This window comes from Flammeovirga sp. SubArs3 (assembly GCF_947387565.1).
GTDB classification, from domain to species: domain Bacteria; phylum Bacteroidota; class Bacteroidia; order Cytophagales; family Flammeovirgaceae; genus Flammeovirga; species Flammeovirga agarivorans.
On sequence record NZ_CANDOA010000004.1, the window covers coordinates 60,190 to 76,921 of the forward strand.

Here is a 16,732-nt window from a genome sequence, read left to right on the forward strand (position 1 = left end):
CAATACATAAGTTGAATAACTAAAATCTAGTTATCATAATCTTTAAATATCTTCTTGTCTGCCACAAAAGTCCCAAATGGAATCAATGATGCTGCAAATGCCCAAGCACTATTTTTGAAACCCCATTTTATAGTGAAGTGAATGTATAAGACTATGGCTACATATAGAGAATAAATAATACGCCATGTCCCATTCCAATAATTTTATTTGACTCATGTATATCTGTGATGTATTTCAAAGGCATTGAAACAAACAGAATTAATAGGAAAGAAATCCCTTCTAAAAGTGCTATTAATCGCATTAATTTTATTCCTGACATATTTTTAGTGGTTTAAAAGTTTGTTGTTGTTGTGGCAAATTTAGGATTATATTCTTTGTTAGTTTGGAATTGTAATAAGTCAGGTACTATAACTATAATCAAGTTCGAAATAATACTTCAATTTAACATTTCGAATAGTGAAGATTTGAGAGCATTATACAGTTACCTAAATAAATACTGTTTTGATCTAATACGAAGATGCTGTAAAGGGCGTCTCTACTAGGTTTTAGATATTCCATAAATTAAAAGAGATACCTTTATTAGATATCTCTTCTTATATTTTATTATTTCACTTCTTTATTCGTTGATGAATGTTCTTCCTTTAATTGACGAAAACGTTCGCAATAGATTTTTAAAAAAGTGGAATTTAAAGTCATGTTATTCTTATGATTATTTAAATATGATTTTCTCATTTTTCGATCAATGATTTCATATGTATACACTTTTATATATCGATCTTCATAACTTTTTCTAGAGTCATTGTAAACTCTCATCGAAGTATAATTTGTTTTTACAACGAATTTGTAACGATACTTATCTTTATCTTGGTACTTATTAGATCGTATATTTTTGTCATGGATAAATTCGTATTCTCCAGGATAGAACTCCTCAATTACTTTTCTGATGTGTTTGTCCAGCTTTTTTTGTTCAGTTAATACAAATAGCATACAGTCGTTTTCTTTTCCATAGTCTGGAGGTATTGTATTGGCTTCAATAGAGATATTATCATGAACTTCTTGTTTGTTGGTAGTGTATAGTTTACTTATACAACTTTGAGATAAAATAGTTGTGAGTAGTAAAAAATAGCGAATAAATTTTGTCATTTTGCTTAAAGTTTAAATATAAAAAATGATAATGTTTGTAGAGCTAATGTTAGCTAAAGCTTTTATAAAAAGAGACACCCTCATCAGATACCCTTTCTATTTAGATTACTTATTTTCTTTAAGTACTTTTTTATTTTTTACATGCTTTTCTAACCATTGATCTTGTTCCCATAAAAGATGTAAGATACTTTCTTTAGAACGGTAACCATAGCTTTCTTTCGGTAACATCACCAATTGAACTGTTGCTCCTAAACCTTTTAAGGCACTGAAGTAACACTCACTTTGAATAGGTTAAGTACCTGAATTGTTATCCGCTTCACCATGTACAATTAATAAAGGTTGCTTAAAAAGTATCTCATTATAATCAAATTGGTAATTTATTTATTAAAAAAGCCCTTATTAATGCGAAGTTCTCTGTTTTAAGTAAGCCTGACAATAATACTATTTATCTATTAGTATAACAAGAGGTGTTTTAGTAGAATAAATTGATGTATAATGAAAAACTAAATAATGTTTTCTTTATTCCTTTTGTAAATACTATTTTGACCTTTTTAGAAAAGTTCTTTTTACAAAGTCTATTTAAATTGGAGTATGAAACAGTTGGAAGATATCAAGCTATATGGGGAGCCATTTGTACAAATAGCGACTTTTAAGGAGGATTTTCGATTAACACCTAAAATGACACATGATGCTTGTTTAGCGTATGTGAAGGCAGGGAAATATGAAATATTTTCAGCATCAGAACATATTTCAGCTACTTATAATGAAAGTATTTTAATGAAATGTGGGAATTATATTGCCGATTTTCAACAAGACCCTGAAGAGAAGTTTTTTAGAAATATTGTTTTTCATCTTTATCCTGAATCCATAAAGAGGGTATTTAACGATGAAGACCTTAGTTTTTTGATGAATAAGGCATCTACATCTGAAAAAGGGGAAGCGGTAAAGATTACAGATAACGCTTTGTTGGATAGTTTTGTAGAGTCATTGAAGCCTTATTTTGAGCAACCTCAATTAGCTACTGAGCAGTTGATGGAATTAAAACTGAAGGAGTTGATTTATATTCTATGTGAAACGGGTAAGGGAAATACCATACATTATATTTTAGGTACTTTATTTCAACCTGAACAAATCAATTTTAAGAATACAGTAGAAGCTAATTTGTTTAATAATCTAACAATTAGTGAATTAGCCCATCTAACAACAAGAAGTGAAAGTACTTTTAAACGTGATTTTAAAAAAATATATGGTGTAAGTCCAGCTAAATATATCAAAACCAAACGCTTAGAGAAGGCAGAGAAAATATTAAGAACTTCAGATCAGTCGATTAGTAGTGTTGCATGGGATTGTGGTTTCGAAAATGTGGCTCACTTCAGTAACTCTTTCCGCTTACAATATGGTCATTCTCCAAGGTCGTATCGCAAATGACCTAAATAGAAAACTTTTTGAGCGTTGTTGAAAAATTATTCTAGCCTCGAATCCTCAATTTTGTCTTGTCCTAATTACTTAATTAAAACAAAAAAGAAATGGAAAAGATGAAGGAAATCACAAAAGCAACGCAAGTAATCAATGATTCAGCAGACAATGTTTGGGAACGTCTAAGAAAACTAGATGGGGTAGAAGAATTTCTTCCTGAAGTGGTCAGTAAGTCATGGTTGATAGATGACCAATCGCCAGGAGTGGGAACCAAAAGGTCTTGCTCATTAAATGTGATGCCCGAAGATGCTGCACCAACAGTAGAAGAAGTGATTGCATTTGACGATAAAAATCGCACTTATTCTTACCGATTGGAAGATGGTGCAATGCCCGTCAAAAACATGGTAAATACTTTTACAGTAAAAGATCTTGGGTATAAAAGGTGTGAACTGTCATGGCAAGCAACAATAGAATCATTTATTGAAAACCCACAGATGTCTGAAAAGGAATTCAATGAATTTGTAGTAGGAAATGGTGTAATGCTGATGAATAATATTTCTAGTTTACATCAGTAAATAAAAAAAGAGCGAAGTAGTGGTGCTTCGCTCTTTTTTTATTGGTTTGTGGTTTTTTGTTATAAGTCACAGACTATAACAAAAGGGTAGTTCTCAGTGACGCCTTTCGGCTTGACACTAAAAACAGAGGTGGTAATAATAGTTTTCAATTTTATCACAATCACTAATTGTTTTGTTATAAGTCACAGACTATAACAAAAGGTTAGTTCTCAGTGACGCCTTTTGGCTTGACACCAAGAACAGAGGTGGTAGTAGCTTTTCAATTTTATTACTATTTCTCACTGTTTGAAATGTTAAGCGGTAGCGTCATTTCGAACTTGGATATTGTTATAGTCTGTGACTTATAACAATGAAGAATAATTACCCCAATACATCTACTTCCAATAAATTATACTTCATTCCATGATAATTAGACGCACTTGAATACAGATAATCTTTTGCATCTTGTACTATTCCTGCTTTGATAGGATTGTCATGAATATAGCCCAATCGCTGTAAAAGTTTTTCAGAAGTATCTAGAATAATGGGTTGGTTGTGTTGTTGCCAGAATTGGAAATCTCTGTTTTTAGGATTTTTCTGTCCGGCTCTCTGAAACATCCAAAGCATCCATTCTCTTCGACTTTCTTTAGTGTTTTCCTCAATACTTTTTACAATATTCTTAGCGGTGTGTTTTTTGAAATCTCTCAATATATCAGACAGATTCTTATTACGCCCTTTTGTGATGATCATATGAATATGATTACTCATTATCACATAGGCATGAATTTTTAAGTCTTTGTGTTCTTGACAATATTTGAAGCTATCTAGGATGATATTACGGTATTCTTCTCTTGTGAATACATCTATCCAATAAACTACTGTCATTGTTACGAAATAGGTTGCTTCTTGATCGTAGAAGGAGTGAGCTCTAGCCATGATGAATCGTTTTAGTTAGTTTTTTATTTATCGAAGTTAGTGATAAGGGAGGTGGTAATGAAATGTTTTTTTGTTATAAGTCACAGACTATAACAAAAGGGTAGTTCTCAGTGACGCCTTTCGGCTTAACACTAAGAACAGGGGTGGTAGTAGTTGTCAATTTTATCACAATCCCTCACTGTTTGAAATGTTAAGCGGTAGCGTCATTTCGAACTTGGTTATTGTTATAGTCTGTGACTTATAACAATGAGATCCCACTAACATATCCACTACCGAAAAAGAATCAATTCTGAAAAATAGACTTCAAAATAGTAAAGAAAGGTTCTTGTTTTTTATGTGCAATTAGATAGTAATCTCTGATTGGATAATCATTGGGTTCCCAAATTAATTGTAGTTGTTTCTGATCTAAAAATTCTTGTGCATTATGTTTTAATGTTATGGCTACTCCTTCGATTTCGGTTAATTCTTGTAACATAAAATATTCATTTGGGATGATATAGTTTGTGAAAATCTTCGGTCGCTTTTTGTTAAAGCAATGCATCCATAACAACTTAATAAATGGATTTGTAGACATGTGTGAAAACCAAACTTGACCTTCTAACCACTTTTGAATTTTGTTCAATTCATTTGCACGAATGAAACCTTTGAGGTTATGGGTATCAATGTTTGGATGCCCAACCACTATTAACTGTGATTGCATAATTCTTTCAGACAATACATCAAACGTTTGTATATCCTCTTTAATTACAGCAGCATCAATCTGTTGATTATTGACCATGTCAAATAACTTTTGATTATCAGCTTCAAAATGTACGGTCAAGTGCTTGAAAGTTTCTAATAAGTCCTTTGAAACAAAGCTTTTATAAAGGTTTTCGTTAAGACCGAAAGTATATTGTTTGTCCTCTTTTTTGACTGATTTGCTATAGCTTGCCTCAACTTTTTCCAGCGTATCTAAAGATTCAATAATCAAATTATTCAGAAACTTCGCATGATCTGTTGGTACAACTCCTTTTGATTTTCGAGTAAATAATTTATGCCCAACAGCAGCCTCCAACATATTCATTTGATTGCTGACGGTGGGTTGCGTTAAAAATAATTCTTCAGCAGCTTTAGAGTAACTCTGATGTTTATACACTGCTTTGAAAGTTCTATACCATTCTAAATTAACCATAGTGATATTAATTTATTTATATCATGACTAAAATTAAACGATTTCATTTTATATCACAAGCCCTCTACATTTGTTACATCATCATTCAATCATTAAATATTAAACTTTAGAAAAATGAAAAGAATAGCATTAGTAACAGGAGCGAACAAAGGATTAGGTTTTGAAACTGCTCGTCAATTAGGGGCAAAAGGTATCAAAGTATTGATGGCTTCAAGAGACAAATCAAAAGGAGAAACTGCAGTTGAAAAACTGAAATCTGAAGGTTTGGATGTCGAGCTGGTCCAATTGGAAGCGACCAATAGCTCTGAAATCAAAACGCTAAAAGGCTATATTGAAAGTCAGTATGGAAAGCTTGATATCTTGGTAAATAATGCAGGTATTATGCATCAGGATGAGCCATTAGGAACGAACACATCCGAAAATATTTCTTCAAGTACTTTACAAAATACATTTGATGTCAATTTCTTCAGTGTAGTGAATTTAACACAGGAATTGTTACCATTACTGAAGAAAAGTGATGCAGGAAGGGTTGTCAACCTATCAAGTATTTTGGGATCTAATACCGTACAAAGCGATACCGAATCTCCTTATTATAGTGTAAAGCCGTTTGCATATGATGCTTCAAAAGCCGCTCTTAATTCATTTACAGTTCATTTGGCAGCCGCTTTAGAAGGGACAAATGTAAAAGTAAATTCAGCACACCCAGGATGGGTAAAAACTGATCTTGGTACAGACGGTGCACCAATGGAAGTAGTAGATGGAGCGAAAACATCAGTAGGTCTTTCTCTTGAAGAAGAAACAGACTTTAACGGTAAATTTATTCATATGGGTGAAGAAGTCGCTTGGTAATTTTTATTATACCCTAAGCCAGTTTTGAATGTTGGCTTAGGGTATATTTTTTCTGAGTTTGATAACTAAAATCTCCATTGTTGATCTTGTTTGCGGGTATTTGTTATAGTCTGTGACTTATAACAACACCTAAGTTGAATAACTAAAGTCTAGTTATCATAACCTTTAAATATCTTCTTATCTGCCACAAAAGTTCCAAATGGAATCAGTGATGCTGCAAATGCCCAAGCACTATTTTTGAAGCCCCATTTTATAGTGAAGTGAATGTATAAGACAATGGCTACATATAGAATAAATAATACGCCATGCCCCATTCCAATAATTTTATTTGGCTCATGTATATCTGCAATGTATTTCAATGGCATTGAAACAAACAGAATTAATAGGAAAGAGATCCCTTCTAGAAGACCTATAAAACGAATTGCTTTTATTCCTGACATATTTTTTAGTGGTTAAATAAGTTTGTTGTGGTGAGGGCAAATTTAGGGATAATTTGTGATTATATTCTTTGTTAGTCTTAACAATACTTCCCCTCATCAGCCCAGGACTTAAGTCCTGGGCTGATGAGGGGGAAATAAATCTATTTCAACTCCCAATTCATAAAAAAGGAGCATTATTTTTCACTGTAAGATGTAAATATTTACTTCTCAAACTCCTCAATTTCGTTTATAGCTTCCAAAGCCTCCATTGTTTTAGAGCCAGTAAATACTTTGATTGTCGTTCTTACCCATTTAATATGTAAATTTTTGTGTGATAACTTATTAAAGGCCCATACAATTGGGATAACCAAAAGGAAATTGGCGATGAAATATCTTTGTACGAAACCTGGCTCTAAATAAGGATATAGATCCACTCCAAGGATGACATCAATACCTACAATTGCATAAGCCCACCAAACAGGAGTAGAAAGGAATATCAATTTTATAAATAATAAATCATGTGCATTAACAAGCTCCATTTTTTTCCTGATTTCAACAATAGGTTTTGAGAAATCAATTTGTCGTAGGAGCAGAACTTGGCCTATGCTTCCCACAAGAGCAACTATTGCAAATAGGTGTACAATAATTCCGCTGATAACTAAATGTGTTTGCCCCCAATGGTTAGCAATATATCCGCCCAATAATAGCACAATGATACTAAAAGTTGCTACTTCAATACTTCTAAATCTTACGATACGATCTCTATTTTTTTTAGATTTATCAAGTGGCAATGAATCGATTACAGCGTCATTTACCTGAAGCATTTTATCCAGCTTTGAATCGTATGCGGCGAATAATTTTTTTAGTTCTATATCTTCCATTATCTATTATTTTTTTGAAACTCTTTCTTTAATTTTAATTTAAGTCTACTGATTTTTGTCGCTACATTAGTTTTTGAGATACCTAAAATCTCTGCGATTTCAACGTACGACTTCTCTTCCAAATACAACAGCATCAGAGCTTTATTTAATTCATCTAAATCATTAATGAATTGTTGTAACAACTTTATATTGTTGTCTAACTCCGTCTCGTCTTCATTCTCATCAACGACACTGTAAATAGATTCTACGCTAGAAAAATCATTATTGGCTAGCCATTTCTTTTCCTTCCTGTAAAATGAAATAGCTACATTTAGTGCAATCCGATACATCCAAGTAGAGTATTTATATTCTGGGTTATACTTATCAAAAGCATTCCATAATTGAATGATGATTTCCTGCTCCAAATCTTTTCGATCTTCAATATCCTGACAATAAGAATTCACAATCTTGTAAATGATTTTTTTGTGTGAATTGATTGTCGATATGAATTTATTTTTTCTGTTTGTCTCCATTCAATTCGTTTTAGTTGAATGTGATTTTATTGTTTTCATGGTCTGAACTTTTAATGTTTATCTTATTATTCGCAGGGTTTTCTAAAAGTCACACTTTTCCTTAAATATTTTTTTGATGGGGTACTTCTTCTCGGAATAAGACTGTTCCTTTAGCTAATAATAGTTAAGCCGATCAGTCAAATTTTTTCCAACTATTGACAGTAATTTTAAAACTCCTATATTCGCGCCATCAAAATCTAGAATAGACCAAAAATAGCTTTAAATCAGAGTGTTAGGGTTTTGAGTTTAGCCCATTAAAATCTCAAATTTTTGCTTTAATAACCATTTTATCAATACAAAAATGTCAACAGGTGCAGTAGGAATACCTAAAGCTACTATGAACACTAAGAGTGCGTTCAGAAAGCAGTTTTATCGTTTTGCTTTGCCATCGGCATTAGGCATGCTTGTCAACTCGTTATATGTGGTGGCAGATGGAATTTTTATCGCTAGAGGAATTGGAACTGAAGCCATCGCTGCAGTCAATGTAGGGTATCCAGTGATCAACCTGTTAGCCGCAATGGGTTTAATGTTTGGTGTAGGTGGGGCTACATTGGTGGCACTTCATCCGCATGAACAAGATAAGAAAAACCGCATTTTTACTTATACATTATTACTCAACCTTGCTGTATATGGTGTGGTTGCTAGTATCGTTTTTTTATTCCCAAATGAAATACTTTATGCATTTGGGGCTACAGAACGGTTGTTACCTTTGGTCAAGGATTATTTATACCCTTGCCTTTTAGCAGCATTCTTTTTGATGATTTCCTTTTCACTCAATGCATTTGTAAGAAATGATAATGCACCTAAAAAGGCCATGTACTCTTTAGTACTCGGTGCAGTAACCAACGTGATTTTGGACTACTTCTTTATCTTCCAATTGAATATGGGGATCAAAGGAGGTGCCTATGCTACTGCAATTGCACAAGTGGTTTCTGCTTTATACTTAGCGACTCACTTCTTTACATCTTCTTTTCAATTGACATTAAAAGGAAAAGGCATCGATTGGAAATCGATCTACAGAATCAGTAGTCTTGGTTTTTCTTCTTTTATCTTGGAAGCAGCTGTAATGGTAATTACAGTTTTAGTCAATTTAGCGTTGATCAAAACAGAAGGAGAAACTGGTGTTGCTGCGTTTGGGATTATCGCTTATGTTTTTGTGATTCCTCGTATGTTCTTTATCGGATTAGCTCAGGGTATCCAACCACTTGTGAGTAAATACTTTGGCTTAAAAGAATATAAGAGAGTGATAGAGATCTATAGATATGGACAAAAAGTTGCTTTTACATTGACGCTTGTCGTGTTGCTGTTAACTGTCTTTTATGCTGAATATATTGTTGGCGTATTTACTGGGGAGGAAGCTATTATTCCTTATACAGCCAACGGTCTTTTATTATACACAAGTGCAGTTGTTTTTGTAGGAGCCAACTTTATGAACATCTCCTATTTACAAGCAATGAATAGAGCTAGTTTAGCTAATGCGATTTCAATTTGTAGAGGAATTGTATTTATGGCCATTAGTATTTCTGTCCTTCCCAAATTTTGGGGAGTTAATGGTATATGGTTGGCGTTGCCTTTGGCAGATGTGCTTACTTTCTTACTGACCATTGTTTTGTTCAAGGCATTGAAGATTAATGATAAGTTGGTCTTACCAATAGTAGATGCTGCGAACATTCAAATTCCACAACCAGATTTTGAAGGGTTGAAATTTCCTAGAAGAACAAAAATGTTTTAAGTAATCAAAGGTTTGTAAAATGTTATTGATGCGTTTTACAAACCTTTTTTATATCCAATACTCTGATAAATATCTGTATTAAGGTAGTGCATGTTAGTTTTCCATTTTATTGGAATGTTTTTTCAACGATGAGATGTTTTGATATTGATGTTAAAGCGATAAATTTAATTATTCATCACCCTCAATACTTTTCTTATATGTGTTTTCAAAACAAATTCATTGGTTTTGCCTTTCTAGTTTTTTCTTTATTGTCTATTACCACTTACGGACAGTTTGTTCAAGTTAGTTTAGAGGAACAGGTCAATTATATCGGAGGAAAACTGTTGAAATCAAAGGGAAATCTTTTGAACGGTCAAAAGCATGGGGAGTGGACGTATTACTTTAAATCTACTCAATACAATCACTTGGTTTATCGTATTGAAAACTATGATAGAGGAGTAAAACATGGTGTTTTTAAAAAATTCACCAATGAAGGAATTGTCATTTCAGAGAAAGAATATGATCATGATCAATTATCAGGAGATCATAAAAAGTATTATGATGATGGTACATTAAGGTACATGAGGCATTATGAAAATGGTATTCCTGAAGGGAAAAGCTACTACTATTTCGAAGATGGAAAAGTAGAAGAACAATCGTACTTTAAAAATGGAAAGTTAGAAGGGGAGTATGTAAAATACTACAGTGATGAAAACCCCAAAGAGAAGATAAATTATAAAAATGGACTCAAAGATGGAAAGTATTTCTACTACAATAAAAACAACCAATTATTTGTAGAAAGGAAGTACAAGGAAGGAAAAAGAATGGGAACGGAATTAACGTATTATGACAATGGACAGTTGCAAGAGAGTGTACGTTATGAAGATCAAAAGAAAGTAGGGAAGTACGAAGAGTTTCATAATAATGGGAAAGTAAAAACACTATGTTTTTATAAAGAAGGATACATTGAAGGGGCATATCAATCATTCTATGATAATGGATTTAAAGATGTAGCATGTGAGTATCAAAAGGGTAAACTCGAAGGAAAATATATTGAGTATTCTGAGGAAACGGAGAACAAAGTGTACAGTGAGAAATTTTATAAGAATGGTGTATTAGATGGACAGGAAGTCTTTTACTTTGATAATACCAATACTTTAGAAACACTGATCACTTATTCAAAAGGTCTGAAAAATGGAGATAGCAAGAAATGGTATCCTTCTGGTCAATTAAAAATCCATAGAATCTATCACAACAATAACTTAGTTTACCATTCTTCTTACAACGAAAATGGAGTATTATTAAAAGAAGGTAAACTAGATAGTAATACGAATAAAATGATTTATAAATCTGGAGAAGATTTGTAGGAATCTAACTAGATGAATAGTTAAAATTGATTTACATGAAATCGAAATAATAGATAGTCACGATCCAAACTATAAAAAATAATAATTCTTGATAACAGAATAACATACTGCATATTTCAGTGTGTGGTATGTTATAAATCAAGAAGTATACACTGTGAAATAACGATCAATTAAATTTATTGTATTACTTAATACATGTGTATATTTGCTGCATATCTAATTTTATTGAACTAACTCAGACTAAAATGACAAAGCAGATATTTGTATTACTAGTGATCGTATTCTCTTCATGTATATCATCATCTCAGAAGAACTTTAAGAAAACAGCATCTCTAAAAGGAGAAGTGGTTAAAATCATAGAAAAAAAATACGATACCAAGCTGAAAAAAGGGGTTTTTAGAATTGTCTACCAAGCAGACTTATCTCAAGATATCTATCATTATAACCAAGCGAATAGTATCACTCATACTCAATTTCTAGATTATAAAGGTAAAGAGATGTGGCGTTATGAAAATTCTTTCGACAAGAATGGAAATATCATATCGTCCTCAGTTTTTATGAAAAATGAATTAAATAATACCTTCGAAAATAAGTTTGTTGATGGTGAAAATATAGAGAGTGTATACCTTGATGCGGATGGTAAGAAATTATACACAACTTTGAAAGAGTATGAAGGTAAAGCACTCAGTAAAAAGACAAAGGTTAGCATTGATGGTGAAGTATTGTTGATTACTGAATATGATAATAAAGATGGGGTGGCAAAATCCATCACAGAAAAACTACCCAATGGAAAGGTAAAGCGTTTTACAAAGTATGAGTACAACCGTTTGGGAGATCTGACGAAGGAAGAAGTTGTCATAGAAGATTTCAATCAAAAAGAGAACGGCATAAGATATTTTGAATACGAATATGATCAGAATGGAAATTGGACCAAGAAGTTTTATTATAACGATGAAAGTGTATTAGAGGATGTTTCCATTAGAAATATATTTTATTCAGACGATCAAAAACTAAAACTATCGAAATCATTACTTCTTGGAGAATGGTTTGTATTTGGAAGAAAAGTACAAAGCTTCGTCTTTAATGAGGACAATACATTTCAACTAATACATGAAAATAGATCTAAGGCTTCAGGTATTTGGTCTTTTGATGCAAAGAAAAGTAATATCACCTTAACACAAGAAAGTGAAAAAGACGAATTGGTACTGAATTGCTTTTGGGCCGGAGGCTTATTACACCTTTATCCAGAAGACATTACTGACCAAGTGATGCAATTAGAAAGACGTACTCCTAATATCGATCAAAAGTTTACCCAAAAGGTGGCAGAAAAACCATTTCTAGGTAAATGGCAGGTCGTAGGAGAAGACGAAATGTATATTGAATTCACACCTGAGAATCACTTCTTGACTACTCAAAAATACAAAACTCCAAAGAAAGGAACATGGGAAATTAATATCGATAATCTTTTGATTTCATTCACTGAGAACGGAAAAGAGGAGTCAAAGAAATACCATTACTTCTTCGAAGAGGGGCAACTTAAATTTTATAACTATTCATTAGAAGTAGTCCAAACCTTGAATTTTGTAGGGAATGAAATTTAACAATAGGAAAGCTTAAACTATTTAAACAAGTGGCTTTTCGCCTCATTTTGTCCTTGATTAAATGCCTCTATTAGTCCTTCATAATTAGTAATCACTTCAAATACAAAAACAGAGCAAATGCCTAAGGCGAATAGTAGAAGATCCCTTTTGGTTAGTTTTATTTTGTTCATAGTTCACTTAATTATCAGTTTATTTGTATTACAATTTATGATATTAAATTGAAATATTAAAAGTGTGAGGTTACTTTGCTCTATTTTCCGCCTTAGAGTGGTTGGATTACAATACAGCTCTTCATTATTGAGGAATAATTAATAACTAAAAAACAAACTATCATGGTACAGAATTCTACAAATGAGGAAAAAGAAAATAACAATAATCATGAGCCAAAGATAGAGATGAGGCGTATAAGGCTAGTTCTTGGTTCTTTTGGATTACTACTTCCAGTATTATTATTTGTGGGAAACGGTAATCGTTTAATGCCTTCCATGAGTCATTTTTATTATACCCCTTCAGCCGTATTTTTAATTGGTATGGTGATGTCATTAGGAGTGGTATTAATCGCTTATAAAGGGTATAAGAAAACCGATAAAGAGTGGTTTAGTGATCATGCTATTACTTCGACGGCAGGTATTAGTGCTATTGTTTTGGTACTGTTTCCTGCTTATTCTATCAATGTATGTTCAGAAGTATCTTTTCATGGATATCCTGCCGATAATTATTTGTTTGGTTCAATGAGTGATAAGTTCGTGAATACCATTCATTTTTTCTCCTCTGCTTTGTTTGTGATTTTACTAGGAGTGATGAGCTTTTTTAAATTCCCAAAATCTAAAAAGAACGTTTGGATTTACAGAACTTGTGGTATACTGATCGGGTTGTCTGTTTTAGTTATTGGGGTATTGGAAATGGTTGAAAGCTTAAGGAAATATTTTCCCAACTATGTGTTTTGGCTAGAAACAGTAGCTGTTTGTTCATTTGCTATCGCGTGGTTAGTAAAGTCTAAGCCAATACAGACCTTTTTAAGTCTTTTCAAGTAAAGTAATTTTATACACCTAGGTCTTTAATTTCAATATCTTCAATATTGTCATATTCAATAATGTTGCTTGCACAGCCTGCTGCAGTTGTAGAATATTCACTTCCTTTCTTAGGGAGGTAAACAACGGGTATTCCTTTTGCATAAGCGTATCCTAATTCAATTCCTACTCCAATAGCTTTTGTAGTTAACTCTGCAATAAATAGGTCAGAGTTATCAATTTCTTGAAAAGCCGTTGCCATCATTTCTTTTTCCTGCTGTGGTTGAAAATGGTAATGGTCAACAAAGACAAAAAGATGGTAGTTGTGTTGTTTTAGAAGTAATGATAAAGTTTCAATTTCTTTATCAAACTTTTTTCTATTTGAAAAGCTGATGCCTAAGTATGCCTTTTTCATGATAATCTAAAGGTTTTATTATAGATGATGTAATGGTAAAATTAATACTTCGTACTAGAATTTGAGAAGGGTTATAAAAAATAAAAGAGGTGAGAATAAATATAAATTCTCACCTCTTTTGATGATTGCTTTTGTGCACTACATGATACGAAATAAAGCATGTAGCTCAACAATCTTATTGTTTATTCTTCCGTTTGATATTCAAATATTTTTTCATGCTCAATGATAAAATGATCACTCGAATGTGTTGCATTTCGTGAGTAACTATAGAAGTATGAAATAGGATACTCTTCTTTATCATATTCATATTGTAATGACGCACTTGATGTATACCCGTAGTCATCATTATAATAAGTCTCTAAGATCGTTAATGGATTATTTGTGGTTTTAAGGTTCTCTGTAGTATATCTAATTTCATTTAGATCTTTAAGGTAGGTATAAGGATTATGGTAGGTATCGTAAGTGATACTTACTTCCCTAACCAAGTATTCCTCCTCACCTGAGTACTCGTAATTTTTGATACTCGTAATGTTCCCATCTTTCCAAATATATGTTTCTTTCGTTATAGGTTTTTCTAAATCGTAATATGTTACCTTTTCAACAGGTTGACCATAAGTATTTAAAAAGATGTCAATCTTGTGGTTACCATAATCGTTGGTAACATATTCCGTAATGCTATTCTCACCATAAGATACCTTAACCTCTCGGATAGTATTTTTATGGGACTGATCTATATAAATTTGCTTCTGAATATAACTTATGATTTTTCCTTCTTCATCGTAGGTCATATTTGAAGTTTCGTTATAAAATCTTATTTCATCTTCATAGCCTGTTGAAAATCGATTAGATAGGATATTAGAAGGTTTTTTATTGGAGTTATACTCCACTGTTAGACGAGCTAGAATTCGACCTTTCGAATTATTTGTTGTGACTGTCTGTAGGTATTTGATTACAGGTTCTTGAGATATGAGTTCAGGCTCAGTATTATCACAAGAAAAAAATAACATACCGAAAAGTAAGCTAAAGATAAGTCGTTTCATTGTACAATAGTTTGCGAAGTTTTTTAGTAGTCCTTCAAAATTAATTACAAAAGAATAACATCAAAAGGAAAAAATAATAATAAGGCAGGGTAGCGTAAAAAAAAACAGTGTACACTATCTAGGTAAAACTTCCGTTCGTTGAAAAAAACGGCCCTTTCGTTTAAAAACAGTCCTTTCATTTACACCTTTTTCGGCGGTAATGTATCTATCTTTTTAGTAGAGGCTATAGGCCTAAAACATTAATCAATCGAAATATATTATGCATTTAAAAGTGAGCATCACTACTCTATTTCTTCTCGTTTTTTGTTATGTAAATGGACAAAATAATGACCGTAAACCAATGGGAACACCGGAAGAAATGGCAACGGAAACATTAGGAAAAATAGAGGAGGAGGTAGAACTGACCAATTACCAAAGAAAGGGAGTATACGATATTCATGTTGCATTTTTTACAGAAGCACAAGAAGCAATGAAACAACGCGACAAAGAAAAAATGGAAGAATTGGAAACGGTAAGGAATGAACAGGTAAAAGAACTTCTAGGAAAGAAATTATACCGAAAATATATTACTGTCATGGAAAGTAGTAAGCCACAGCGACCTTCAGGAGGAAGACCCGGTGGAAGGGGAGGAATGAGAGGAGGTCCTGGAATGTAGTACACCTATTGTCAATATCATATATTAGACAAGTCTTATTGTAGAGTAAACCCACCTGTTGTTAATAGGTGGGTTTCTATTTTTATACTTCCATTGGTACTTCCATCAATAAAACTTTAGCACCTTTATTGGCTTTCACTGTAAGTTTCTCCGTATCCCAAATACCAAATCCATCTCTTTTATTTAATTTCTGACCATTAATTTCTATATCACCTTCTAAAACAAAAGCATACACACCATTGGCTTTATCGTTAATAGAATATTCAATAGTGGTATCTTGATCAAAGGTCCCCATATTGAACCATGCATTTTGATGAATCCAAACCCCTTGATCTGCTTCATTGGGGGATAATATTTGGTTGAATTGATTTGGTTTCGAAATACCTTCTATAGATATCTGATCGTATCTTGGTGTTACTCCTTTTTGGTTGGGAAATACCCAGATTTGAAGAAACTCAACATTCTTATTTAAGTTCTTATTGTATTCTGAATGATAAATTCCTGTGCCAGCACTCATCACTTGAATTTCTCCTTCTTTAATGGTTGCTATATTTCCCATACTGTCTTTGTGCTCTAAATCACCAGACATAGGTATAGAAATAATTTCCATATTATCATGTGGGTGCGTACCGAAACCTTTTCCTTCAGCCACTTTATCGTCGTTTAATACGCGTAAAGCTCCAAAGTGTACTCTTTCTGGATTGTAATAATTGGCAAAGCTAAAGGTATGATGTGAATCTAACCATCCATGATTTGCATGACCTCTAGTATCGGCTTTGTGTAATACAGTATTCATTGTTTTATGTTCTTTATTTGGAATGTGATTAAAACCTACTTGCTTCATCAGTTGATCATAATCTGACTGCTTTAGTTTGATATTCTTTGCCTTTACCATTGCAGGAGAGACAATACCTAAAGCGGCAGATTTTAATGATGTTGAAAGGAATTTTTTTCGATTCATTTTCTTACTGATTTGATGTATTACAAAGTACGTACATACAACCAATGGAAGG

General features: G+C 32.7%; 20 protein-coding genes and 1 pseudogene. 8 read left to right on the top strand and 13 right to left on the bottom strand.

What is annotated here, in order from left to right:
- Positions 1-26: 26 nt before the first annotated feature.
- The 4 genes and pseudogenes from QL232_RS12545 to QL232_RS12560 all read right to left on the bottom strand — a co-directional run.
- A complete protein-coding gene (locus QL232_RS12545; protein WP_348646745.1) occupies positions 27-179 on the bottom strand; it encodes a DUF3817 domain-containing protein in 153 nt (50 codons plus the stop codon).
- Positions 158-319 carry a DUF3817 domain-containing protein gene (locus QL232_RS12550; protein ID WP_281614372.1) on the bottom strand — a complete coding sequence of 54 codons (162 nt, stop codon included), beginning with the start codon at positions 317-319 and terminating at the stop codon, positions 158-160. Before QL232_RS12550 ends, QL232_RS12545 begins: the two co-directional genes overlap by 22 nt.
- A 284-nt stretch (positions 320-603) precedes the next feature.
- Positions 604-1,143 carry a hypothetical protein gene (locus tag QL232_RS12555; protein ID WP_281614373.1) on the bottom strand — a complete coding sequence of 180 codons (540 nt, stop codon included), beginning with the start codon at positions 1,141-1,143 and terminating at the stop codon, positions 604-606.
- 105 nt (positions 1,144-1,248) lie between these two features.
- Positions 1,249-1,488: pseudogene (locus QL232_RS12560) on the bottom strand (prolyl oligopeptidase family serine peptidase); the annotation flags it as partial.
- Positions 1,489-1,734: 246 nt separating this feature from the next.
- On the opposite strand from QL232_RS12560, the gene QL232_RS12565 reads away from it, so the two are divergent.
- Together QL232_RS12565 and QL232_RS12570 are read left to right on the top strand one after the other, a co-directional pair.
- Positions 1,735-2,571, top strand: a complete 837-nt coding sequence (locus QL232_RS12565; protein ID WP_281614374.1) for an AraC family transcriptional regulator — start codon at positions 1,735-1,737, stop codon at positions 2,569-2,571.
- 98 nt (positions 2,572-2,669) lie between these two features.
- Complete coding sequence (locus tag QL232_RS12570) at positions 2,670-3,134, top strand: SRPBCC family protein (protein WP_281614375.1); 465 nt, start codon at positions 2,670-2,672, stop codon at positions 3,132-3,134.
- A 360-nt stretch (positions 3,135-3,494) separates the two neighbouring features.
- On the opposite strand, the gene QL232_RS12575 is transcribed toward QL232_RS12570, so the two are convergent.
- Positions 3,495-4,049 carry a transposase gene (locus tag QL232_RS12575; protein WP_281614376.1) on the bottom strand — a complete coding sequence of 185 codons (555 nt, stop codon included), beginning with the start codon at positions 4,047-4,049 and terminating at the stop codon, positions 3,495-3,497.
- 283 nt (positions 4,050-4,332) lie between these two features.
- The gene (locus tag QL232_RS12580) at positions 4,333-5,220 is read right to left on the bottom strand and encodes a LysR family transcriptional regulator (RefSeq protein ID WP_281614377.1); all 888 of its coding nucleotides are present in this window, start codon (positions 5,218-5,220) and stop codon (positions 4,333-4,335) included.
- A gap of 114 nt (positions 5,221-5,334) precedes the next feature.
- Here QL232_RS12580 and QL232_RS12585 point away from each other — a divergent pair, with 114 nt between their 5' ends.
- Entirely contained in the window at positions 5,335-6,069 is a 735-nt protein-coding gene (locus tag QL232_RS12585; protein WP_281614378.1) for an SDR family oxidoreductase, read from the top strand.
- Between the two features lie 149 nt (positions 6,070-6,218).
- Here the strand turns inward: QL232_RS12585 and QL232_RS12590 are convergent, their stop codons facing one another.
- The 3 genes from QL232_RS12590 to QL232_RS12600 all read right to left on the bottom strand — a co-directional run bounded on the left by QL232_RS12590 (position 6,219) and on the right by QL232_RS12600 (position 7,881).
- Positions 6,219-6,509: a DUF3817 domain-containing protein gene (locus QL232_RS12590; protein WP_168881884.1), complete on the bottom strand. Its 291-nt coding sequence runs from the start codon at positions 6,507-6,509 to the stop codon at positions 6,219-6,221.
- Between the two features lie 200 nt (positions 6,510-6,709).
- The gene (locus QL232_RS12595; protein ID WP_281614379.1) at positions 6,710-7,369 is read right to left on the bottom strand and encodes a hypothetical protein; all 660 of its coding nucleotides are present in this window, start codon (positions 7,367-7,369) and stop codon (positions 6,710-6,712) included.
- Complete coding sequence (locus tag QL232_RS12600) at positions 7,369-7,881, bottom strand: sigma-70 family RNA polymerase sigma factor (RefSeq protein WP_281614380.1); 513 nt, start codon at positions 7,879-7,881, stop codon at positions 7,369-7,371. The genes QL232_RS12595 and QL232_RS12600 overlap by 1 nt, the downstream gene beginning before the upstream one ends.
- 340 nt (positions 7,882-8,221) lie before the next feature.
- Between QL232_RS12600 and QL232_RS12605 the strand changes: the two genes are divergently transcribed.
- The 3 genes from QL232_RS12605 (at position 8,222) to QL232_RS12615 (ending at position 12,599) form a co-directional block, all read left to right on the top strand.
- Positions 8,222-9,652 carry an MATE family efflux transporter gene (locus QL232_RS12605; protein ID WP_281614381.1) on the top strand — a complete coding sequence of 477 codons (1,431 nt, stop codon included), beginning with the start codon at positions 8,222-8,224 and terminating at the stop codon, positions 9,650-9,652.
- 197 nt (positions 9,653-9,849) lie between these two features.
- Positions 9,850-10,998 carry a toxin-antitoxin system YwqK family antitoxin gene (locus QL232_RS12610; RefSeq protein ID WP_281614382.1) on the top strand — a complete coding sequence of 383 codons (1,149 nt, stop codon included), beginning with the start codon at positions 9,850-9,852 and terminating at the stop codon, positions 10,996-10,998.
- A 245-nt stretch (positions 10,999-11,243) separates the two neighbouring features.
- Complete coding sequence (locus QL232_RS12615) at positions 11,244-12,599, top strand: hypothetical protein (RefSeq protein WP_281614383.1); 1,356 nt, start codon at positions 11,244-11,246, stop codon at positions 12,597-12,599.
- Positions 12,600-12,616: 17 nt separating this feature from the next.
- On the opposite strand, the gene QL232_RS12620 is transcribed toward QL232_RS12615, so the two are convergent.
- Positions 12,617-12,769 carry a hypothetical protein gene (locus QL232_RS12620; RefSeq protein WP_281614384.1) on the bottom strand — a complete coding sequence of 51 codons (153 nt, stop codon included), beginning with the start codon at positions 12,767-12,769 and terminating at the stop codon, positions 12,617-12,619.
- A 162-nt stretch (positions 12,770-12,931) separates the two neighbouring features.
- Here QL232_RS12620 and QL232_RS12625 point away from each other — a divergent pair, with 162 nt between their 5' ends.
- On the top strand, positions 12,932-13,633 hold the full coding sequence (locus QL232_RS12625; protein ID WP_281614385.1) for a hypothetical protein: 702 nt from the start codon (positions 12,932-12,934) through the stop codon (positions 13,631-13,633).
- A gap of 7 nt (positions 13,634-13,640) precedes the next feature.
- Here QL232_RS12625 and QL232_RS12630 read toward each other — a convergent pair whose 3' ends face one another.
- Both QL232_RS12630 and QL232_RS12635 read right to left on the bottom strand, forming a co-directional pair.
- Positions 13,641-14,024 (bottom strand): nucleoside 2-deoxyribosyltransferase, encoded by a 384-nt coding sequence (locus QL232_RS12630; protein ID WP_281614386.1) that lies wholly within the window; start codon positions 14,022-14,024, stop codon positions 13,641-13,643.
- 182 nt (positions 14,025-14,206) lie between these two features.
- Complete coding sequence (locus tag QL232_RS12635) at positions 14,207-15,064, bottom strand: hypothetical protein (protein WP_281614387.1); 858 nt, start codon at positions 15,062-15,064, stop codon at positions 14,207-14,209.
- 259 nt (positions 15,065-15,323) lie between these two features.
- Here QL232_RS12635 and QL232_RS12640 point away from each other — a divergent pair, with 259 nt between their 5' ends.
- Positions 15,324-15,719, top strand: coding sequence for a hypothetical protein (locus QL232_RS12640; protein WP_281614388.1), 396 nt, complete (start codon positions 15,324-15,326; stop codon positions 15,717-15,719).
- A gap of 82 nt (positions 15,720-15,801) precedes the next feature.
- Here QL232_RS12640 and QL232_RS12645 read toward each other — a convergent pair whose 3' ends face one another.
- Positions 15,802-16,680: a pirin family protein gene (locus QL232_RS12645; RefSeq protein ID WP_281614389.1), complete on the bottom strand. Its 879-nt coding sequence runs from the start codon at positions 16,678-16,680 to the stop codon at positions 15,802-15,804.
- Positions 16,681-16,732 lie beyond the last annotated feature (52 nt).